At 59.8% G+C, this 22839-nt stretch carries 15 protein-coding genes; 3 read left to right on the forward strand and 12 right to left on the reverse strand.

Annotated elements, in window-relative coordinates; all coding sequences use genetic code 11:
• Nucleotides 1-30: 30 nt before the first annotated feature.
• The 9 genes from gltB to KUF73_RS15910 all read right to left on the reverse strand — a co-directional run bounded on the left by gltB (nucleotide 31) and on the right by KUF73_RS15910 (nucleotide 13067).
• Nucleotides 31-4476 carry a glutamate synthase large subunit gene (gene gltB, locus KUF73_RS15870; protein ID WP_218439013.1) on the reverse strand — a complete coding sequence of 1482 codons (4446 nt, stop codon included), beginning with the start codon at nucleotides 4474-4476 and terminating at the stop codon, nucleotides 31-33.
• Nucleotides 4477-4825: 349 nt separating this feature from the next.
• Nucleotides 4826-6415 carry an AAA family ATPase gene (locus tag KUF73_RS15875; protein WP_218439014.1) on the reverse strand — a complete coding sequence of 530 codons (1590 nt, stop codon included), beginning with the start codon at nucleotides 6413-6415 and terminating at the stop codon, nucleotides 4826-4828.
• 10 nt (nucleotides 6416-6425) lie between these two features.
• Nucleotides 6426-7526: a 3-dehydroquinate synthase gene (gene aroB, locus KUF73_RS15880; protein ID WP_218439015.1), complete on the reverse strand. Its 1101-nt coding sequence runs from the start codon at nucleotides 7524-7526 to the stop codon at nucleotides 6426-6428.
• 151 nt (nucleotides 7527-7677) lie between these two features.
• A complete protein-coding gene (gene aroK / locus KUF73_RS15885; RefSeq protein ID WP_053153402.1) occupies nucleotides 7678-8196 on the reverse strand; it encodes a shikimate kinase AroK in 519 nt (172 codons plus the stop codon).
• 4 nt (nucleotides 8197-8200) lie between these two features.
• Nucleotides 8201-10282: a type IV pilus secretin PilQ family protein gene (gene pilQ, locus KUF73_RS15890; protein WP_218439016.1), complete on the reverse strand. Its 2082-nt coding sequence runs from the start codon at nucleotides 10280-10282 to the stop codon at nucleotides 8201-8203.
• Between the two features lie 13 nt (nucleotides 10283-10295).
• Nucleotides 10296-10823, reverse strand: coding sequence for a pilus assembly protein PilP (locus tag KUF73_RS15895; RefSeq protein ID WP_218439017.1), 528 nt, complete (start codon nucleotides 10821-10823; stop codon nucleotides 10296-10298).
• Entirely contained in the window at nucleotides 10820-11443 is a 624-nt protein-coding gene (gene pilO / locus KUF73_RS15900) for a type 4a pilus biogenesis protein PilO (protein WP_218439018.1), read from the reverse strand. Before pilO ends, KUF73_RS15895 begins: the two co-directional genes overlap by 4 nt.
• On the reverse strand, nucleotides 11440-12006 hold the full coding sequence (locus KUF73_RS15905) for a PilN domain-containing protein (protein WP_218439019.1): 567 nt from the start codon (nucleotides 12004-12006) through the stop codon (nucleotides 11440-11442). The genes pilO and KUF73_RS15905 overlap by 4 nt, the downstream gene beginning before the upstream one ends.
• Nucleotides 12006-13067 (reverse strand): pilus assembly protein PilM, encoded by a 1062-nt coding sequence (locus tag KUF73_RS15910; protein WP_218439020.1) that lies wholly within the window; start codon nucleotides 13065-13067, stop codon nucleotides 12006-12008. Before KUF73_RS15910 ends, KUF73_RS15905 begins: the two co-directional genes overlap by 1 nt.
• A gap of 217 nt (nucleotides 13068-13284) precedes the next feature.
• On the opposite strand from KUF73_RS15910, the gene KUF73_RS15915 reads away from it, so the two are divergent.
• The gene (locus KUF73_RS15915) at nucleotides 13285-15723 is read left to right on the forward strand and encodes a penicillin-binding protein 1A (RefSeq protein ID WP_371135495.1); all 2439 of its coding nucleotides are present in this window, start codon (nucleotides 13285-13287) and stop codon (nucleotides 15721-15723) included.
• A 196-nt stretch (nucleotides 15724-15919) separates the two neighbouring features.
• Here KUF73_RS15915 and KUF73_RS15920 read toward each other — a convergent pair whose 3' ends face one another.
• The 3 genes from KUF73_RS15920 to rpmE all read right to left on the reverse strand — a co-directional run bounded on the left by KUF73_RS15920 (nucleotide 15920) and on the right by rpmE (nucleotide 18416).
• A complete protein-coding gene (locus KUF73_RS15920) occupies nucleotides 15920-17188 on the reverse strand; it encodes a malic enzyme-like NAD(P)-binding protein (RefSeq protein WP_217872650.1) in 1269 nt (422 codons plus the stop codon).
• Between the two features lie 182 nt (nucleotides 17189-17370).
• Complete coding sequence (locus KUF73_RS15925) at nucleotides 17371-18171, reverse strand: thermonuclease family protein (RefSeq protein WP_218439022.1); 801 nt, start codon at nucleotides 18169-18171, stop codon at nucleotides 17371-17373.
• 14 nt (nucleotides 18172-18185) lie between these two features.
• The gene (gene rpmE, locus KUF73_RS15930; protein WP_053153366.1) at nucleotides 18186-18416 is read right to left on the reverse strand and encodes a 50S ribosomal protein L31; all 231 of its coding nucleotides are present in this window, start codon (nucleotides 18414-18416) and stop codon (nucleotides 18186-18188) included.
• A 285-nt stretch (nucleotides 18417-18701) separates the two neighbouring features.
• Between rpmE and KUF73_RS15935 the strand changes: the two genes are divergently transcribed.
• Both KUF73_RS15935 and argS read left to right on the forward strand, forming a co-directional pair.
• The gene (locus KUF73_RS15935) at nucleotides 18702-20921 is read left to right on the forward strand and encodes a primosomal protein N' (protein WP_218439023.1); all 2220 of its coding nucleotides are present in this window, start codon (nucleotides 18702-18704) and stop codon (nucleotides 20919-20921) included.
• 181 nt (nucleotides 20922-21102) lie between these two features.
• Nucleotides 21103-22839 (forward strand): arginine--tRNA ligase, encoded by a 1737-nt coding sequence (gene argS, locus KUF73_RS15940; protein ID WP_218439024.1) that lies wholly within the window; start codon nucleotides 21103-21105, stop codon nucleotides 22837-22839.

A 22839-nucleotide genomic window follows, 5' to 3' on the forward strand; every position in this document is an offset into this window, starting at 1 on the left:
TAAAACCTCATCAAACTCTTCAGGCGCATATCACTGCGGGTTGGCACGGGTGCTGGAAAGCAACGATTTCAGGTTGGCAGCCTTAGGCTTGACCAGCCAGAAACGACGCACGTAATCATCGAGGTTCTCGGCGAGTTCACGACCCCACTCGCTGTCGGTTTCCTCGACGTACTCGTTCAGCACGCGTTGCAAATGGCTGCGGTAGGCTTCCATCGCCTCGCCGCTGATCCGCTGGATTTCCACCAGTTCGTGGTTGACCCGGTCAACGAAGGAGTTGTCCTGGTCGAGCACGTAGGCGAAACCGCCGGTCATGCCAGAGCCGAAGTTGTAACCGGTCTTGCCCAGTACGCAGACGAAACCACCGGTCATGTACTCGCAGCAGTGATCGCCAGTGCCTTCCACGACGGTGTGGGCACCGGAGTTACGCACGGCGAAACGCTCACCTGCGGTGCCAGCGGCGAACAACTTGCCGCCAGTGGCGCCGTACAGGCAGGTGTTGCCGATGATGGCACTGTCCTGAGTCTTGTAGACGCTACCCTTCGGCGGAACGATCACCAGCTTGCCGCCTGTCATGCCTTTGCCGACGTAGTCGTTGGCGTCGCCTTCCAGGTACATGTTCAGGCCACCGGCGTTCCACACACCGAAGCTCTGGCCAGCAGTGCCTTTGAAGCGGAAGGTGATTGGCGCATTGGCCATGCCCTGGTTGCCGTGCTTGCGAGCGATTTCACCGGAGACCCGCGCGCCGATGGAACGGTCGCAGTTGCAGATATCCAGGGCGAATTCGGCGCCGCTCATGTCGTTGATGGCCGAGCTGGCCAGATCGACCATTTTCTCGGCCAGCAGGCCTTTGTCAAACGGTGGGTTGCGCTCTACACCACAGAACTGTGGCTTGTCCGCTGGCACGTGATCGCTGCCCAGCAACGGCGTCAGGTCGAGGTGATGCTGCTTCGTGGTCTGGCCTTCGAGGACTTCCAGCAGATCAGTACGACCGATCAGCTCTTCGAGGGAGCGCACGCCCAGCTTGGCCAGCCACTCACGGGTTTCTTCGGCGACGTAGGTGAAGAAGTTCACCACCATGTCGACGGTGCCGATGTAGTGATCCTTGCGCAGCTTCTCGTTCTGAGTCGCAACGCCGGTGGCGCAGTTGTTCAGGTGGCAGATACGCAGGTATTTGCAACCGAGGGCAATCATCGGCGCGGTGCCGAAGCCGAAGCTTTCAGCGCCGAGGATGGCCGCCTTGATCACGTCGAGGCCGGTTTTCAGGCCGCCGTCGGTTTGTACCCGGACCTTGCCGCGCAGGTCGTTGCCGCGCAGGGTCTGGTGGGTTTCGGCCAGGCCGAGTTCCCACGGTGCGCCCGCGTATTTGATCGAGGTCAGTGGCGATGCACCGGTGCCGCCGTCGTAGCCGGAGATGGTGATCAAATCCGCATAGGCCTTGGCCACACCGGCGGCGATGGTGCCGACGCCCGCTTCTGCTACCAGCTTCACCGACACCAGCGCCTTCGGGTTGACTTGTTTCAGGTCGAAGATCAACTGCGACAAGTCTTCGATCGAATAGATGTCATGGTGCGGCGGCGGTGAAATCAGGGTCACGCCCGGCACTGCGTAACGCAGCTTGGCGATCAGACCGTTGACCTTGCCGCCTGGCAGTTGACCACCCTCGCCCGGCTTCGCGCCTTGAGCGACTTTGATCTGCAGCACTTCAGCGTTGACCAGGTATTCCGGGGTTACACCGAAGCGACCAGTCGCCACTTGTTTGATTTTCGAGCTCTTGATGGTGCCGTAGCGCGCCGGGTCTTCGCCGCCTTCGCCGGAGTTGGAACGCGCACCGAGGCGGTTCATGGCTTCGGCCAGGGCTTCGTGAGCTTCCGGCGACAGGGCGCCCAGGGAGATACCCGCGGAGTCGAAGCGCTTAAGCACCGATTCCAGTGGTTCGATCTCGCTGATGTCCAGCGGCGTGTCGAGGGTTTTGACTTTCAGCAGGTCGCGGATCATCGACACCGGACGGTTGTCCACCAGCGACGTGTATTCCTTGAACTTGCTGTAGTCGCCCTGCTGCACGGCGGCTTGCAGGGTGTTGACCACGTCCGGGTTGTACGCGTGATATTCGCCACCGTGGACGAACTTCAGCAGACCACCTTGCTGGATCGGCTTGCGCGGGCTCCAGGCTTCGGTGGCCAGGGCCTTCTGCTCGGCTTCGATGTCGACGAAACGCGCACCCTTGATACGGCTTGGCACGCCACGGAAGCTCAGGTCGCAGACTTCTTCGGACAGGCCGATGGCTTCGAACAACTGCGCACCGCGGTACGACGTAATGGTCGAGATACCCATCTTCGACAGGATCTTGAGCAGGCCTTTGGTGATGCCTTTACGGTAGTTCTTGAACACCTCATAGAGGTCGCCCAGCACTTCACCGGTACGGATCAGGTCGCCCAGCACTTCGTAGGCCAGGAACGGATAAACGGCAGACGCGCCGAAACCGATCAGCACGGCAAAGTGATGCGGATCGCGAGCGGTCGCGGTTTCCACGAGGATGTTGGAATCGCAGCGCAGGCCTTTTTCGGTCAGGCGGTGGTGCACCGCGCCGGTGGCGAGCGAAGCGTGGATCGGCAACTTGCCCGGGGCAATGTGACGGTCACTCAATACAACCTGGGTACGACCGGAGCGCACGGCTTCTTCAGCCTGATCGGCAACGTTGCGGATCGCCGCTTCGAGGCCGACGCTTTCGTCGTAGTTGAGGTCGATGATCGCGCGCTCGAAGCCCGGACGATCGAGGTTCATCAGCGAGCGCCACTTGGCCGGGGAGATGACCGGCGAGCTGAGGATCACACGCGAGGCGTGTTCCGGCGACTCCTGGAAGATGTTGCGCTCGGCACCGAGGCAGATCTCCAGCGACATGACGATGGCTTCACGCAGCGGGTCGATCGGCGGGTTGGTGACCTGCGCGAACTGCTGGCGGAAATAGTCGTACGGCGTGCGCACGCGCTGGGACAGCACGGCCATCGGCGTATCGTCGCCCATCGAGCCAACGGCTTCGTAGCCTTGCTCGCCGAGCGGACGCAGTACCTGATCGCGCTCTTCGAACGTGACCTGATACATCTTCATGTACTGCTTGAGCTGATCAACGTCGTAGAACGCCGAACCGTGGTCGTTGTCTTCCATGGTCGCCTGGATGCGCAAGGCATTCTTGCGCAGCCATTGCTTGTACGGATGACGAGACTTCAAGCGGTTGTCGATGGCGTCTGTGTCGAGGATCTGACCGGTTTCAGTGTCCACGGCAAAGATCTGGCCCGGACCTACGCGGCCCTTGGCGATCACGTCTTCAGGCTGGTAGTTCCAGACACCGATTTCCGAGGCCAGGGTGATGAAACCGTTTTTGGTGGTAACCCAACGCGCCGGACGCAGACCGTTACGATCGAGCAGGCACACCGCGTAGCGACCGTCGGTCATTACTACGCCGGCGGGGCCGTCCCACGGTTCCATGTGCATCGAGTTGTATTCGTAGAACGCACGCAGATCCGGGTCCATGGTTTCGACGTTCTGCCACGCAGGCGGAATGATCATCCGCACGCCACGGAACAGGTCGATACCACCGGTGACCATCAGCTCAAGCATGTTGTCCATGCTGGAGGAGTCGGAACCGACACGGTTGACCAGCGGGCCGAGTTCTTCCAGGTCCATCAGATCGTTGGTGAACTTGGTGCGACGGGCCACGGCCCAGTTGCGGTTACCAGTGATGGTGTTGATCTCGCCGTTGTGCGCCAGGAAGCGGAACGGTTGAGCCAGCGGCCATTTCGGCAGGGTGTTGGTGGAGAAGCGCTGGTGGAACACGCAAATCGAGGTTTGCAGGCGCTCGTCGTTCAGGTCTGGATAGAAGGCGGTCAAATCCGCCGGCATCATCAGGCCTTTATAAATGATGGTCTTGTGAGAAAAGCTGCAGACGTAGTGGTCGGTATCAGCGGCGTTGGCCACCGACGAACGACGACGGGACGTGAACAGCTTGACGGCCATGTCCTGATCGCTGAGGCCTTCACCACCGATGAACACTTGTTCGATCTGCGGCAGACGCTCAAGGGCCAGGCGACCGAGGACGCTGGTGTCGATCGGCACTTTGCGCCAGCCAATCAACTGCAGGCCGGCGGCCAGGATCTCGCGATTCATGTTCTCGCGAGCGGCTTCGGCTTTGACCGGGTCCTGGTTGAAGAAGACCATGCCCACGGCATATTGCTTGGGCAGTTCGACGCCGAACGTTTCCTGGGCGATGGCTCGCAGGAATACATCCGGCTTCTGAATCAGCAGACCGCAACCGTCACCGGTCTTGCCGTCGGCATTAATCCCACCGCGGTGGGTCATGCAGGTCAGGGCCTCGATGGCCGTTTGCAAAAGGGTATGACTGGGCTCGCCCTGCATATGGGCTATCAGGCCAAAACCGCAGTTATCCTTGAATTCATCTGGTTGGTACAGACCTGCTTTCATAGACACTTTCTCACCAGGCTGCCTCTTGTCGAGGCAAATTTCTTTTCAATTCAACCACTTACCATCCGCGCCGAACGTACGCCAGCTTTGCGGGGGCAAAAGGGAGGTCATTGTACACACCGACACTCAGGCTCACAAATTTGACGACGAAATGTCGCAAATCTATGTCGCATTTATGAAAGGTTTAAAGCGATCTGCTGTGCTAGTCAAAACTTTTTTAATGTTGACTGCAACGACTCAAAGACTACTGTGACGCAGACACCACAAGGCACGCGGCCTGTAGAGGCGGCATGCCGTGCAGAAATTTTGAGGTGCTTGGAGAGGCGGCCTGGGTAAGGCCGCCGAATCTTCAGCGAGCTGTTGCCAGTTCCTGTTGGACGCTGGCGACAGAGCGAGGCCAAGGTTTACCAGCCTGAACCTTCGCTGGCAAGGCCTTGATGGCGGTAACGGCTGCATCGCGGTTGGCGAAGTTACCGTAGGTGATGACGTAAAGCGGTTTGCCGTTGAGCACTTTCTTGAAATAGCGGTACTCGCCGCCCTGCTCTTTGACGAAGTTTTGCGCGGTCGCTTCAGAGCTGGTACCGAGGATTTGCACCACGTAGTTACCCGGCGCCTGTCCTGCGTACCAGGTACCGCCTGCAGCTTTGGCCACGGTGGCTGGTTTCTCGGCAGGCTTGGATGCAGCGGCAGCAATTGGCTTGGCTGGAGCGGGTGCAGGCTTGGCTGCTGGTGCCGGTGCTGGCTTGGCAGTAGCAACCTGAACCGGTGCCGGCGTCGGCTTGGCGGCGGGTGCAGGCGCTGGACCAGCAGAAACGCCCGCAGGCGGTGCGGTCGTGGTCACGGTCGGCGGCGTAGCGCTGGAACCTTCGACCGGCACACCATCGTCACCCTCGGTGATGCCACCGGCGGCTTCGGCCAGCGGGCCCCGCATGACCGGCTGCGAATTACCGACCAACGGCAGAGGCATCGGTTGCGTGTTGCCGGCGAATTCGACGGCCGGAGCGCCACCGTTAGCTTGTGGCTTGCCTTGACCCAACGGCAGTTGTGCCTGTTCGTTGGCAGGCGCACCCGTGGTCGGTGCTTTGTTGCGACCCGGCATCAACCAGGCGGCGGCTACCGCGACCACAACGACGGCGGAAATCGCCAATACGTGTTTCTTCGGCATATTGAACCCCATACTTGGACGCTTGACCGCTGAGCGGCTGGCAATCATGGCTTCGATCATTGCATCGCGGGCGACCTGGTTGATGTTGCCAGGCCAACCGTCGGAGCTTTCGTGAATATCAGAGATCTGATCCGCGGTGAAAAGTTCGATACCGCGGCCAGCACCTTCGAGCCGCTGATCCAGATATTCGCGGGTTTCTTCTTCGGTGTAAGGCTGCAATTCGATGACGTGGAAGCGTTCTTCCTCGAGATGCAGAGCCTCAAGCTGAGCAATCAGCGACGACTCGCCGAACAGGAATACATGCGGGCGACCTTCCGGTGCGCCAGCCGCCAAAGCCATCAAGGCTTCGAGCGCGGATTCGTCGAGCTGCTCGGCATCATCCACCAGCAGATAGACTGCCTGACCGGTGAGCGCCAGCTGTACCACCTGCGCCAGAATCGCGCCGATCTCGGCCTGGGCAACGTCCAGCGCCTGGGCTACCTGACGCAGGATGCCAGCCGAATCACCGGCGCCACGGGCGGAAACCACCACGCTCTGTACCGACTGCTTGTTAGTGCTGGCGACCAAGGCCTGGCGCAACAGGGTCTTGCCGCTGCCTTGCGGGCCGGTGACCACCAGCAACAACTGGCTGTAACGCGCCAGGTGGTGCAGTTGCCCCAACACTGGTTTGCGCTGGGCCGGGAAAAATTTGAAGCCAGGTACCCGTGGAGCAAAAGGGTCGTGGTTCAACTGGTAGTGGCCGAGGAAAGCCTCGTCGGCATGCAAACTAGTCATCGCGATCTTATTAACCTTTAAGCTGAGCCAGGGCGCGGTAATCCGCTCCCAGCGTGGCCTGTAAAACCTCTTTCGGATAATCGTCGGTCACCACCGCTTCGCCCATTTGGCGCAGCAGCACCAGGCGCAAACGACCGTCGATCACTTTTTTATCAATTGCCATGTGTTCGAGAAAATCAGCTTCCGTCATCTCTTCAGGCGGGATGACCGGCAGGCCGGCGCGTTGGAACAAACGAATGCCACGATCGCGCTCCTGTTCGCTGATCCAGCCCAGGCGCGCAGACATTTCCAAGGCCATTACGGTGCCAGCAGCGACCGCCTCACCATGGAGCCAGACACCATAGCCCATATGGGTTTCGATGGCGTGACCAAAGGTATGCCCAAGGTTGAGCGTGGCTCGCACGCCGTTTTCTTTCTCGTCCGCACCAACCACGGCCGCCTTGGCCGCGCAGGAGCGCTCGATGGCATAGGTCAGCGCTTGCTGATCGAGATTGCGCAGGCGATCGACATTGTCTTCGAGCCAGGTCAGGAACGGCTCATCGCAGATCAGCCCGTACTTGATGACTTCGGCCAGGCCTGCGGACAGTTCGCGGGCCGGCAGGGTATTGAGCGAGGCGGTATCGATAAGCACGACGTTCGGCTGATAGAACGCGCCAACCATGTTCTTGCCCAGAGGATGATTGATCCCGGTCTTGCCGCCCACCGAAGAGTCGACTTGCGACAGCAATGTGGTCGGCACCTGAATGAAATCGACCCCGCGCTGGTAACAGGCGGCAGCAAAACCGGCCATGTCACCGATCACGCCGCCACCTAGGGCGATCACCGTGGTGCGGCGGTCGTGCCGTGCGGTCAGCAGACCATCAAAGATCAGTTGCAGGGTTTCCCAGGTTTTGAAGGCTTCGCCGTCGGGCAGCACCACGGAAATTACCGAGAACTGCGCCAGGCTGCGGTTCAGACGTTCGAGATAGAGCGGCGCAACGGTTTCGTTGGTGATGATTGCCACTTGCCGTCCGCGAATATGCGGGGCCAGCAGCTCGGGCTGATCCAACAAACCTTCGCCAATATGAATCGGGTAGCTGCGCTCGCCTAGATCGACCTTGAGTGTCTGCATGTGTCCCCACAGTGAAGATGAAATCAGGCGTCCCGCCTTGAATTATCGAAAGCCCACGGCATCTGCTGGTGTGACGCCGTTCGGTAGCCATCCGCCACAACCTTGAGCGGTTGTGGCAGGACGCCGAGGATAGCGCATTTCGCGCTGCGCATTAACGGGGAGGCAGCTGCTGCAAACGTTCGAGAATATCGAGCACGACCATTCGCGGCGGCCGCTCATCGGTTTCGACCACCAGATCGGCGATTTCCCGATAAAGCGGATCGCGGATCGCCAGTAGATCCCGCAGGGTCTTGGCTGGATCGGCAGTGCGCAACAGTGGCCGATTGCGATCGCGAGCCGTGCGGCCGACCTGCTGCTCAACCGACGCATGCAGGTAAACAACCCGCCCACCGGCGTGCAGCGCCCGACGATTGGCTTCGCGCATGACTGCGCCGCCGCCGGTCGCCAGCACCACACCGTCGTAATCGCAGAGCTCGGCAATCATTGCCTCCTCACGATCACGAAAGCCCGGTTCGCCTTCCTTATCGAAGATCCATGGGATATTGGCGCCCGTGCGTAATTCAATTTCCTTATCGGAATCTTTGAATGGCAAGCGCAGCTCTTTGGCCAGCAACCGGCCGATGGTGCTTTTTCCAGCGCCCATCGGTCCTACAAGAATCAAATTTCGCACAGAATCAACGACTCACAGCAATCGCCTGGTTATTCATGATACGCGGAGTGAGAAACACCAACAGCTCGGATTTTTTCTCCGAAACCACGTCACGCCGGAAAAGGCGGCCAAGATACGGCACATCGCCAAGAAATGGCACCTTATCTACAACCTTGCTTTGAGTATTTGAGAAAACGCCACCAATAACGATGGTCTCGCCGTCATTGACCAGGACCTTGGCGTTGACCTCGTTTTTCTTGATCGGCGGTACATCCTGGACCTTGTTCAGGTAGTCCGGTTCGTCCTTGGTGACCTTGACCTCCATGATGATCCGGTTGTCCGGGGTGATTTGCGGCGTCACTTCCAGCGATAGCGAGGCCTCCTTGAATGACACCGATGTCGCGCCGCTGGAGCTGGCTTCCTGGTACGGGATCTCGGTGCCCTTAAGGATTTTCGCGGTTTCCTTGTCGGACGTGACCACCTTGGGTTGCGAGACGATTTCGCCGTTGCCGGTCTTTTCCATGGCCGTCAACTCCAAGTCCAGCAAAACGTTATCGGTGATGAACGCGATGCCAATCCCCGAGGTATTCGCTGCCGTGCCCATATCGACGAACGGCGAATTGGTGCTGGTGCTTCCCGGCGTACCGATGGTCGATGACGCATTGGCGCCGTTGCTGACCCCGGAAGAGTTCCAGTTGCCCTTGTTCTGAACCGAACCACCCCAGCGCACGCCCAGGCTCTTGTCATAGTCGACGTTGGCCTCGACGATTCGCGCCTCGATCATTACCTGGCGCACCGGAATATCCAGCTGCGCAACGATCCGTCGCAGCTCATCGAGGCGATCCTGAGTCTGGTAGGCAATGATGTTGTTGGTACGATCGTCGACGGTAATCGAACCGCGCTCGTCGACTTTCGCCTCGGCACTGGTCACTGACTGGAACAGCTTGGCGATATCGGCAGCCTTGGCGTAGTTGACCTGTAGCAACTCCCGTCGCAGCGGTGCCAGATCGGCGATCTGTTTTTGCGATTCCAGTTCCTGACGCTCTCGGGCGGCGATCTCGTCAGCCGGCGCCACCAGCAGGACGTTACCGATCTTGCGCTTGTCCAGACCCTTGGTTTTCAGCACCAGGTCCAGCGCCTGATCCCACGGCACGTTTTGCAAACGCAAAGTGATGCCGCCCTGCACCGTGTCGCTGGCCACCAGATTGAGATTGGTGAAATCAGCAATCAGTTGCAGCACCGAGCGGACATCGATGTCCTGGAAATTCAGCGAGAGCTTTTCGCCGCTGTAGGCATTGCGGTCCGCGTTGCGCTTTTGCAGATCGTCGACAGTCATCGGCCGGATGCTGACGGTCAGTTTGTTGTCGGTTTGGTAAGTCGAATAATCGAAGGCGCCGCCGCCGGGCTCGATGGTGATCGTGGCCCGATCACCGGAGGCACTGGCATTGACGAATTGCACCGGAGTGGCGAAGTCCTTGACGTCCAGCCGTACGCGCAAGGGCTCAGGCAGTTGGGTTCTGGCAAAACCGAGGATGATCTTGCCGTCACGCTCCTGAATGTCCGGCGCAATGGACGGATCCGACAAATCGATCACCACATTGCCTTCGCCTTGGGTGCCACGCTGGAAATCCACACCGCGGATGGCCTTGCTCGACGGTGCAGGCGCTCGTGTTCGCGCAGGAGTTGGCGTTGCAACGGCCGCCGGAGGTCTGGACGCCTGGCTTTTGGCACCCTGCCCGACCACCACAAACAGGTCATTGCCTTCGATTCGTGTGTTGTACGGGGTCAACTGGGTCAGGTTGATGATCAGCCGCGTGCGATCCTTGACCTCCACCACTGTCGCGCTGCGCGCATTGCCGCTACCCAGATCGCGCGTCTTGTTCGCCAACTGGCTGACGACACCGGGCAGATCCAGTGCGATCCGTGCCGGTGACTCAGTGGTGTAACCGTTAGGCACTGGCGGCGGTTCATCGAACGCCAACTTCAACTCGACCCGGTCACCTGGCAACGCCGCGACATCCAGCGCCTTGAGGTTGGCCGCTTGTACCATCGGCGACAGCAACGCTATCCATAGCGATATTCCGAAGGTGGAGAAAATCCTGTTCATTTTTCGAGTTCCACTATGTGTGCTCTTTCAAAGGAATGGTCCGTGGCCGTTCCAGCCAGGCGCCTTCACCGTCGGGGACGATTTCGACCACATCGACTTGTGAACCGCTGATCGCGACAATCCGCCCATCGTTACGCCCCAGGTAATCACCGACTTTCAATCGATGCACACCGCCGGCTCCGCGCAGCAGCGCAAAAGAGCCCGCCGCATTCGACATCGTGCCGACCATTTCAAACTGCTCGATGTTGAAACCCTCGAGGTATTGCTTGACCCGACTGGGGTCCGGTTTGACGTTGCGCGAGCCGCGCTGTTGAGCCGCCAGGTCGATCCGGACCTGCCGGGAAAACGGGCTGCGCAGGTTGGCGGCGTTGTAGGTGAATGTCGGGTAAGACCGGAATGTCGGCGTTGGTTCAATCTTGCCCGGTGCCCGCAGGCGCATTTCATTCATGTACGCGTCCAGATCACTGAAGTCACCACCGCTACCGCAACCGGCCACGCTGACCAATAGAGCGGCCGCCGATAAACAACGCAGAAGGCTCATTGATGCGCCCCCTTGTCGTTGTAGCGGTAGGTCTTGGCGAGAATGCTCATGCGTAACTTCGGCCCGCCGTCCGGATTGACCGGCGTCAGATCGAAGTCATGCAGGGTGACGATGCGCGGCAACCCGGCGACGCCACTGACGAACGTGGCCAGGTCGTGATAGGCGCCGGTGACGGTGATCTGGATCGGCAGTTCGATATAAAACGGCTGGGTGACCTCGGGTAACAGCTTGATCTCTTCGAACTCCAAGCCGCTGCCCAGACCCGTGCGGGTGATGTCTTCCAGCAAACCGGGCACTTCGGTATCACTGGGCAATTGCCGCAGCAGAACGCCAAATGAGTTTTCCATCTCCTTCATTTGCTGGGTGTAGAGCTCAAGGTTCGCCGCCATGTGGGCCTTGGTCGCGAACTGCTCCTTGAGGGTCGATTCTTCTTCACGCTTGAGTTCGAGCTGACTCTCAAGTTCGCTCGTCGAAAAACTGTAGCCAAGCGAAAGCACCATCATCATGACCAACACAACCACCAGGCCCTTGATCGCAGATGGCCAGGAACCCATGTTGCTGGTGTCCAGATCGTTGATATCGATCTTGCGCAATCCTTCTAACCATTGGGACGGACTCATTTCCCATCCTCCACGGCAGCGGGTTGCGTCTGACGAACGGTCAACTGAAAGACATTGGCTTGATCCAACTGACCGGCGGTAGTCGCTTTGACTTCAGTCAGGCTGGGCGCATCGAACCAGTCGGATGCATCCAGATTGCGCATCAGGTCGGAAACACGATTGTTGGATTCAGCCGCGCCAGCGATGGACAGGGTTTTGCCGACCATTTTGACTTCGGTGAAGTACACCCCGTCGGGCAAGGTGCGCGCAAGCTGATCAAAAATTCGCCCGCTGATCGGTCGATTGCCTTGCAGGTCCTGGATGATGCGCATGCGCTCGACCAGTTGCTGGCGACGTGCCTTGAGATCACCGATCTGCTTGATCCGCTCGTCGACCACGGCGATCTGCTTATTGATGTAGTCATTACGGGCGATTTGCCGTTCGATGGCGCCGCTGATGGCCTGATCAGCGATCAGCACCGCCCCTGCCGACCCCACGATTACACCGACCAACATCAGCAAGAAACGTTTGCGCCGCTCTTCGCGCTGCTCTTCGCGCCAGGGTAAAAGGTTGATCCGCGCCATCAGTCGAAACTCCTGAGGGCCAGCCCGCAGGCGATCATCATGGCCGGCGCATCGCTGGCCAGGGCGGCAGCGTTGACCTTGCTGCCTAGTGTCATCTCGAAAAACGGGTTGGCCACCTGGGTCGGTGTGCTCAATTGCTGCTCGATCAAACGATCAAGGCCCGCGACCGATGCGGTACCGCCGGCCAACAGAATGTGGTCGACCGCGTGGTATTGACCGGAGGCGAAGAAAAACTGCAACGAACGTGACACCTGCTGCACCAATGCGTCGCGAAACGGCTGTAACACTTCACTGACGTAATCGTCCGGCAAACCACCTTGCTTCTTCGCCAGCCCCGCCTGCTCGACGGTAAGGCCGTATCGACGCTGAATCTCCTCCGTCAGCTGCCGGCCGCCGAACAATTGTTCGCGGGTATAGATGATGCGCCCGTTGAGCAACACGCTCAGGGTGGTCATGGTCGCACCGATGTCGACCACCGCCACCAGATGGTCCCTGGACGCGGCCAACTGGTTCGCCAGCAACCCGAATGAACGCTCCAGCGCATAGGCCTCCACGTCGACAACGCGAGCCGTCAGGCCAGCCAGGGTCAGGGCCGCTTCACGAACCTCGACGTTTTCCTTGCGACAGGCCGCAAGCAGTACGCTGACCCGCTCGGGGTTGCGCGTTGACGCACCCTGAACTTCAAAGTCGATGGCGACTTCGTCCAATGGATAAGGAATGTACTGATCAGCCTCGATCTTCAGCTGGTTTTCCATCTCGTCGTCGGAAAGTCCAGCATCCATCTCGATGGTTTTGGTGATCACCGCCGAACCGGCCACAGCCACGGCGACGTTCTTCAGGCTGGTTCTGGCTTTAACGAGTACGCGCGACAAGGCCTGGCCCACACCTTCGAGTTCGGCGATATTTTTCTCGATAACGGCGTTGACGGGCAGCGGTTCGACCGCATAAGCCTCGACCCGATAACGGTCGCCCTGGCGGCTCAGCTCCAGAAGTTTCACCGAAGTGGAGCTGATGTCGATCCCTAAAAGCGTATTGGCCTTTTTGTTGAAGAGTCCTAGCACTAGCAATTCCCTATGACTATCCGTGAGTTACGGACTCTGTAATGTGTGTTGCGTTCCATCCACCCGTCTTGACAGCAGCCGCCAATGACGCCTGCGATGGAAAAATGCTTATAATGCCCAGCGTTTTTTTCCGCTTTTTCTCAAGCGCGGGTCGTTCTCCTTTAGCCTGAACCCTGATGCCTAATTCATTCTTTGCCCTGGATATCCAAAAGCCTTGATTCGTCTGCTGAAATTTTTCGGTTGGTCCATCGTCGCGGTTTTCTGCGGACTCCTTTTGGGTCTGAGCGGGGCGTATCTTTACCTTAGCCCTGGATTGCCCTCAGTGGAGGCGCTGCGAAGCATCCAGTTGCAGATTCCTTTGCGGGTCTACAGCAGCGATAACAAGTTGATCGCAGAATTCGGCGAAATGCGCCGCACACCGATCCGTTTCGCCGACATTCCCCCCAATTTCATTAATGCGTTACTAAGTGCTGAAGACGATAATTTCGCCAATCACTACGGCGTCGATCCCAGCAGCCTGATGCGTGCCGCAACCCAATTGGTTAAAAGCGGGCACATTCAGTCCGGCGGCAGCACCATCACCATGCAGGTGGCGAAGAACTTCTTCCTGACCAGCGAACGCAGCTTCTCGCGCAAAACCACTGAAATTCTCCTGGCCCTGCAGATCGAACGGCAGCTGACCAAAGATGAAATCCTTGAGCTGTACGTCAACAAGATCTATCTGGGTAACCGCGCCTACGGCATCGAGGCGGCGGCGCAGGTTTATTACGGCAAATCGATTCGTGACGTCAGCCTGGCGCAGATGGCCATGATCGCCGGCCTGCCGAAAGCCCCGTCGCGCTTCAACCCCCTGGCCAACCCGGCCCGCAGCAAGGAGCGTCGCGACTGGATCCTGGGCCGTATGTACAAGCTCGGCAAGATCACCGAAGCCGATTACACCACCGCGATCAACGAGCCGCTGAACGCCAGCTATCACGTGCCGACGCCGGAAGTGAATGCGCCTTACATCGCCGAAATGGCCCGTGCCGAAATGGTCGGGCGCTATGGCAGCGACGCCTATACCGAAGGCTTCCGCGTCACCACCACGGTGCCGAGCAATCTTCAGGAAATGGCCAATACCGCCGTCCACGAAGGCTTGATGACCTACGACCAGCGCCACGGCTATCGCGGCCCCGAGTCGCGTCTGCCGGGCAAGACACACGAGGCGTGGGCGACCGAACTGACCAAACAGCGCACCATCAGCAGCCTTGAGCCGGCCATCGTCACTCAGGTCGACAAGAACGGCTTGCAGGTACTGACCCGCACCGGCAGCGAACACGTCGCCTGGGACAGCATGAAATGGGCTCGCCCGTTCCTGAACACCAACAGCATGGGCGCCAATCCGAAGCAGCCATCGGATGTGGCCCAGGTCGGCGACCTGATTCGCGTACAGCGCCAGGCGGACAATTCGCTGAAGTTCAGCCAGATCCCGCAGGCCCAGGGCGCACTGGTGTCGCTTGATCCGCAAAACGGCGCGATCCGCTCACTGGTCGGCGGTTTTGCGTTTGAACAGAGCAACTACAACCGCGCGCTGCAAGCCAAACGCCAGCCAGGTTCGAGCTTCAAGCCATTCGTCTACAGCGCTGCGCTGGATAACGGCTACACCGCCGCCAGCCTGGTGAACGATGCGCCGATCGTGTTTGTCGACGAGTATCTGGACAAGGTCTGGCGCCCGAAGAACGACACCAATACGTTCCTCGGCCCGATCCGCCTGCGTGAAGCGTTGTACAAATCGCGAAACCTGGTTTCGATCCGCCTGTTGCAGGCGATGGGTGTTGGCAAGACCATCGACTACATCACCCGTTTTGGCTTCAACAAGCAGGATCTGCCGCCCAACCTGTCGCTGGCCCTGGGCACCGCGACCCTGACGCCAATGGAAATCGCCACCGGCTGGAGCACCTTTGCCAACGGCGGCTACAAAATCACCCCGTACATCATCGACAAGATCGACAGCCGCAATGGCGACACGCTGTTCGTCGCCAACCCGCCGAGCGTTCCAAAGGGCGGCGCCGCCACCGACGGTATCGCCGCACCTGCTGCCAATACCTTTACGGTCAACGCAACACCGGACGAAACGCTGACCGCCCAGCCGACGCCGCAAGCACCGGCCGTGGCCGAGCGCATCGTCGACGGGCGCACCACGTTTATCCTCAACAGCATGCTTGAGGACGTGATCAAGCTCGGCACCGGTCGCCGCGCACTGGCCCTGGGTCGCAGCGACATCGCCGGCAAAACCGGCACCACCAATGAATCCAAGGACGCCTGGTTCTCTGGTTACAACGCCGACTACGTGACCACGGTCTGGACCGGTTTCGACCAGCCTGAAAGCCTGGGCCGCAAGGAATTCGGGGGCACCGTCGCGCTGCCGATCTGGATGAATTACATGGGCGCAGCGCTCAAGGGCTTGCCACCTCACACGCAGCCAGAGCCGGAAGGCATCCTGAGCCTGCGCGTGGACCCGGTCAGCGGCCGCGCAGCCGCCCCAAGCACGCCTGGGGCCTACTTCGAACTGTTCAAGGCCGAAGACACGCCACCGTCGGTCAACGAACTGGGCAACGGCAATGCACCGGGCAGCCCGCTGCCAGCGGATGAAGCGGCACCGATCGATTTGTTCTGATTGCCGCCAACAAAAAGCCCCGCCTTCGAGAGAAGAGCGGGGCTTTTTGTTGGCGGCAAGATCAAAAGATCGCAGCCTTCGGCAGCTCCCACATGAAAATGCGCCCCCCCTGTAGGAGCTGCCGAAGGCTGCGATCTTTTGATTTTTACTCAAAAAAAAAACCCGACCATTGGCCGGGTTTTTATTGCGCTGCTACTTAGCCGTTGAACACATCATCCACGCTTTTCAGCGGGTAGTTCTTCGGATACGGCAGGGTTGCTACGCCAGTCTCGATTGCAGCCTTGGCCACGGCATCGGAGATCAGGGTGATCAGACGGGCATCCATTGGCTTCGGAATGATGTACTCACGACCGAATTCCAGCTTGATACCGCCGTAGGCGTCGCACACTTCCTGAGGCACTGGCAGTTTGGCCAGTTCACGCAGGGCGTTGGCAGCAGCCACTTTCATTTCTTCGTTGATGCGTTTGGCGCGAACGTCCAGGGCACCACGGAAGATGAACGGGAAGCCCAGTACGTTGTTGACCTGGTTCGGGTAGTCCGAACGGCCAGTGGCCATGATCACGTCGTTACGGGTAGCGTGCGCCAGTTCTGGGGAGATTTCCGGATCCGGGTTGGAGCACGCGAACACGATCGGGTTAGGCGCCATCGACAGCAGGCCTTCAGCGCTCAGCAGGTTCGGGCCGGACAGGCCAACGAACACGTCTGCGCCTTGCAGGGCGTCAGCCAGGGTGCGCTTGTCGGTCGCGTGAGCGAAGACGGCTTTGTACTGGTTCAGATCGTCACGACCGGAGTGGATCACGCCGGTACGGTCGATCATGTAGATGTTTTCGATGTTGGCGCCCATGCTCACCAGCAATTTCATGCAGGAGATGGCGGCAGCGCCGGCGCCCAGGCAGACGATCTTGGCTTCCGGCAGGGTTTTGCCAGCGATTTCCAGGGCGTTGATCATGCCGGCTGCGGTTACGATCGCGGTGCCATGCTGGTCATCGTGGAATACCGGGATGTCGCACTGCTCGATCAGAGCACGTTCGATCTCAAAGCACTCAGGTGCCTTGATGTCTTCCAGGTTGATGCCACCGAAGGTGATGGAGATGCGCTTGACGGTGTCGATGAAGGCTTGCGGGCTTTCGGAGTCGACTTCGATGTCGAAAACGTCGATGCCGGCGAAACGCTTGAACAGCACGCCTTTACCTTCCATCACTGGCTTGGAAGCCAATGGGCCGAGGTTACCCAGGCCGAGAATCGCGGTGCCATCGGAAATGACTGCAACCAGGTTGCCTTTACCGGTGTATTTGTAGGCCAGTTCAGGATCGCGGGCGATTTCGCGTACTGGTTCGGCTACGCCGGGGCTGTAGGCCAGCGACAGGTCGCGGGCGGTAGCGGTGGCCTTGGTGAGCTCGACGCTCAGCTTACCTGGACGAGGATTAGCGTGATATTCGAGAGCGGCAGTTTTCAAATCAGACATGTGGGCATTCCGCTTTTACTGTTGGACAGACTGGTCAGCGAGGATACGCGCCTCGCAAAATCCCCACAAGACTGACCGGTCACCCCTGTCAAGCGCCCTGCCTTACGACTTTGGGCCAAGAGCCGCGGAACACAAGGGATAGACTGTTCACAATCGCCATAAAAAATGTCTACAATTTTTTATCAATGCATGATTTGAAGCATGACCGGATCGGTCAGCGGCAACATCCACCGCGCCTGACCGTCCTTGAGCCCACCCCGGCGCGAACGATCCAGCACCCAGCCACGCGCCTCGATTTGCTTGCCTTTAAGCCCATCAAGCGCGGAAGCGTCGAAGCGGCCCAGCAAATTGGGCGCAATGCGCAATACAACCGAGTCCTGCAACTCGATCCAAACCCCGCCGCGATTGCGCTGAACCTTGCTTACTCGCCCGTTGAGCACAGCAAAACCGGAGGTGTTGATCTGCTCCGCTTTCAGCACAGGAGACTGGCGCCACACACCGAGCCCGGCCTGACGAGCACTGCGTTCCGCAGCCTGCTGACACTCGACCAAGTCCACATTGGGTGCGACCGCCACCTGAAAGCCCAGGCCTTCGGCGAGCATTTGCGCCTCGAGGTTGGTGCCGTCGGTGCCGTAAATGTGGGCCAGGGTGCGGCCGTAGTGATCTTTGCCTTCTTTACCGGGCAGCAAACTGACCCGCCCGTCGCTTGCCGCGACCAAGGCTTCAAGGCGTTTGCGCGCAGCCACGGCGAACGGTTCGTCGGTGCGACCTTGTTTGCCCAGCTCCGGCGTATTCAAGCCAATCATGCGTACGCTGCGGCCATCGGCGAGGCGCAACGTGTCGCCGTCCACCACCCGCTGCACTGCGACGGATGGCAGCCCACTTGGCGCCGGGCAGAAGGCCTGGGCACCCGAGAGCCAAATTGCAGACACAAAAAAGGCGCCCGCAAGGGACGCCTTTTTCATTAGCAAGGAAAAGCCCATCGGGCTTTGCAACCTTACTCTGCAGCAGCAGGAGCTTTCTTGCCGAAAGCACCGAAACGGTCTGCGAAGCGCTGTACACGGCCGCCAGTATCCAGAGTCTTCTGCTTACCGGTGTAGAACGGGTGGCACTCGTTGCAAACGTCGATCGCCAGGGCTTTGCCGAAGGTCGAACGGGTTTCGAACTTGTTGCCGCAGCTGCAGGTAACAGCAACTGCTGGGTATTCTGGATGGATATCAGCTTTCATGGTGTCTTCCTCAGGCTAGCGTGCCGCCACCCAACACTATTGTTGAATACCGCACGTAATTAGGCCGCGGATTCTACCAGACAATGCCAATCACGCAAGCTGTCCCTCAAACCGGTCGTCTGCTAGGCTCCCGACCCAATACGCGGCCCCCTGTAGGAGTGAGCCTGCTCGCGATAGCAATCTTCAGCCAAAATTGCAGCGACTGGCAAACCGCTATCGCGAGCAGGCTAGCTCCTACAGGGTATGCGTCATATCACCCATTTTTGCTGATCGAGATCCCCCCGCGTGCCCGACGCCATCTTGCGCCTCGCCCTGCCTTCGCCACTGCGCCGCCTGTTCGATTACCGCGCACCGGCCGGTGTTCTGCGCGCCCAGTTGCACCCGGGCATGCGCCTGCGGGTGCCATTCGGCCGACGGGAGATGATCGGGATTCTGGTGGAGGTCACCGATACCAGCGAAGTGCCGGCGGAAAAACTCAAACCGGCCCTGGCGTTGCTCGACGCCACACCGCCGCTACCGCCCGCGCTGTTCAAGCTGTGCCTGTGGACCTCCCAGTATTATCAGCACAGCCTCGGCGACACCCTGAGCTGGGCACTGCCGGTTTTGCTGCGCCAGGGTGAACTGGCTGAAGCGCGCCAGGAACGTTTTTGGTCCGCCGCACCGGGTGCCAGCCTCGATGACCCGCGCATCGCTCGCGCCCCGCGCCAGCGCGAAGCCCTGGCAACCCTGGCCCAGCATCCCCACGGCGTCGCCCATCAATTGCTCAGCAAACTGATGCTGAGCAAAGACAGCCTCGATCTGCTGTTGGCCAAGGATCTGGTGCAAGTAGAAGTGCGCAAGCACGCCCCCGGCGCCCGCCACGAACACTGGCTGGCGCAACCGGAACTGCCGCTCAACCCCGAGCAGCGCGCAGCATACGAAGCGATTCGCGCCGGGTTCGACAGTTATCACGCGTTCTTGCTGGCCGGGGTCACTGGCAGCGGCAAGACCGAAGTGTATTTGCAGTTGATCCGCGAAACCCTGGAGGCCGGCAAACAGGCGCTGGTGCTGATCCCGGAAATCAACCTCGGCCCCCAGACCCTGGCGCGCTTCGAGCAGCGTTTCAATGCGCGCATCGCTCTGATCCACTCGGCAGTCAACGATCGAGAACGCCTCGACGCCTGGCTCGCCGCCCGCGACGGCGAGGCCGACATTATTATTGGCACCCGCTCGGCGTTGTTCACGCCCATGAAAAACCCTGGCCTGATCATCATCGACGAAGAGCACGACGGCTCTTATAAGCAGCAGGAAGGCCTGCGCTACCACGCCCGCGACCTCGCTCTGGTGCGCGCCCGGCAGGAAAACATCCCGATTGTCCTCGGCTCCGCCACGCCTTCGCTGGAGAGCCTGCACAACGCCTACACCGGACGTTATGGCCTCCTGCGGCTGAATGAACGTGCCGGTGGCGCCAAACAACCGCGTTTCCTGCGTCTGGACGTAAAAAGTCGCCCGTTGGACAGCGGTATTTCCGGACCGATGCAGCAAGCCATCGGTCAGACCCTGGCAGCCGGTCAGCAAGTATTGGTGTTCCTCAATCGTCGCGGCTTCGCTCCAACCCTGCTGTGCCACGACTGCGGCTGGATGTCCGAGTGCCAGCGCTGCGATGCGCGCATGACCGTGCACCAGCGTCATGGCGAGCTGCGCTGCCACCACTGCGGCTACGTCGAACACGTGCCGCGCCAGTGCCCGAAGTGCAACAAGGTCGATCTGCGGCCGGTGGGTGCCGGCACCGAACGGGCCGAAGAACGATTAGGCATTCTGTTCCCGGACTATCCGGTGCTGCGGGTCGACCGCGACAGCACGTCACGCAAGGATGCGATGAATCAACTATTCGCGACCATTCAAAAGGGCCAGCCGTGCATTCTGGTGGGCACGCAGATGCTCGCCAAAGGGCACCATTTTCCACGGGTGACGCTGGTGTCGATTCTCGACGCCGACGGCGGGTTGTTCTCAGGCGACTTCCGCGCGAGCGAGCGCATGGCGCAACTGATCGTGCAAGTAGCCGGCCGCGCGGGACGGGCAGAAGAACCGGGCAAAGTGATCATCCAGACCCATCTGGCTGACCATCCGCTGCTGGTGCAATTGACCGAGCAGGGTTATTTCGCGTTTGCCGAACAGGCTTTGAGTGAACGGCGCGCGGCGGGTCTGCCGCCGTTTGCGCATTTGGCGCTGCTGCGGGCCGAGGCGCACAAGCCAGGGCAGGCCGAAGGTTTTCTCGATGAAGCGTGCAGCGAGGCCGAGCGTTTGCTGGGCGAGCATAATCTGACCGGCATCGAGCTGCTGGGGCCAGTGCCGGCGCCAATGGAGCGTCGGGCCGGGCGTTATCGTGCACAGCTGTTGTTGCAGGCCTCGGCGCGGGCACCGCTGCATCGGTTGCTGGCGAGTTGGTTGCTGGTGCTGGAGCAGATGCCGAGCGGGCGGGCGGTACGCTGGTCGCTGGATGTGGATCCGGTGGATTTGTATTAACAGCAAGATCAAAAGATCGCAGCCTGCGGCAGCGCCTACCCTGCGATCTTTACCGCTTTTGTCACCACATATCCACAACCTGCCTGCTAAGGTTGGCAAGCCTGCCTTGGCAACGGATAATGCCCAGTTTTTCCACCCGCGCATTGATGCGCCGCCGCGCTAGCGGTCGAAAGAGAAGACCATGAAAGACACCATTCGCCAGCTGATCCAACAAGCCATCACCCAACTCGTCAACGAAGGTGTGTTGCCTGAAGGCCTGACGCCGGCGATCCAGGTGGAAAACTCTCGCGACAAGAAGAACGGCGATTTCGCCAGCAACATCGCCATGATGCTCGCCAAGCCAGCGGGCATGAAGCCGCGCGACCTCGCGGAAAAAATCATTGCCGCGCTGCCGGCTGACGAAAACATCACCAAGACCGAAATCGCCGGCCCTGGCTTTCTCAATTTCTTCCAGAACACCCAAGCCCTGGCCACTCGCCTGGACGCCGCCCTCGCCGACGCCAACATCGGCGTACGCAAGGCCGGCCCGGTGCAGCGTACGGTGGTTGACTTGTCGGCACCGAACCTGGCCAAAGAGATGCACGTCGGCCACTTGCGTTCGACCATCATCGGCGACGGCGTGGCTCGCGTGCTGGAGTTCCTCGGCGATACCGTGATCCGTCAGAACCACGTCGGCGACTGGGGCACCCAGTTCGGCATGCTGATGGCTTACCTGCAAGAAAACCCGATCACCAGCGACGAACTGTCGGACCTGGAAAACTTCTACCGCGCCGCCAAACAACGCTTCGACGAGTCTGAAGAGTTCGCCGACCGCGCCCGTGGCCTGGTGGTCAAGCTGCAAGCCGGCGACCCGGACTGCCTGGCGCTGTGGACCAAGTTCAAAGACATCTCGCTGTCGCATTGCCAGAAAATCTACGAGCTGCTGAACGTCAAACTGACCATGGCCGACGTGATGGGCGAAAGCGCCTACAACGACGACCTGATCAACGTGGTCAACGACCTCAAGGCCGCCGGCATGCTGGTCGAAAGCAACGGCGCCCAGTGCGTGTTCCTCGACGAGTTCAAAAACGCTGACGGCGATCCGCTGCCAGTGATCATCGTCAAGGCCGACGGCGGCTACCTCTACGCCACCACCGACCTGGCCGCCGTGCGCTACCGCAGCGGCAAGCTCAAGGCTGATCGTGCGCTGTACTTCGTCGACCAACGCCAGGCCCTGCACTTCCAGCAAGTGTTCGCCGTGGCGCGCAAGGCCGGTTTCGTGACGCACCCGATGGAAATGGAACACATGGGCTTCGGCACCATGAACGGCGCCGATGGCCGTCCTTTCAAGACCCGTGACGGCGGCACCGTGAAGCTGATCGACCTGCTGACCGAAGCCCAGGAACGCGCCTACACACTGGTAAAAGACAAGAACCCGGAACTGGCCGAAGCAGAGTTGCGCAACATCGCCAAGGTCGTGGGCATCGGCGCAGTGAAATACGCCGACCTGTCCAAGCACCGCACCAGCGATTACAGCTTCAACTTTGACCTGATGCTGAACTTCGAAGGCAACACCGCGCCGTACTTGCTGTACGCCTATACCCGCGTGGCCGGCGTGTTCCGCAAACTCGGCAAAGACTTCAGTGAAGTCGAAGGCCAGATCGTTCTCGAAGCACCGCACGAACACGAGCTGGCAGCGAAACTCGCGCAATTCGGCGAAATCCTGAACAACGTGTCCGAAAAAGGCACGCCGCACATCCTCTGCACCTACCTGTACGACGTCGCCGGCCTGTTCTCCAGTTTCTACGAGAACTGCCCGATCCTCGCCGCCGACACCCCGGAACAAATGCAAAGCCGCTTGCGCCTCGCTGCGCTGACCGGTCGCACTCTCAAGCAAGGCCTGGAACTCTTGGGTCTGGAAACTCTGGAGCGTATGTAA

Source organism: Pseudomonas sp. PD9R, assembly GCF_019200975.1.
Classification (GTDB): domain Bacteria; phylum Pseudomonadota; class Gammaproteobacteria; order Pseudomonadales; family Pseudomonadaceae; genus Aquipseudomonas.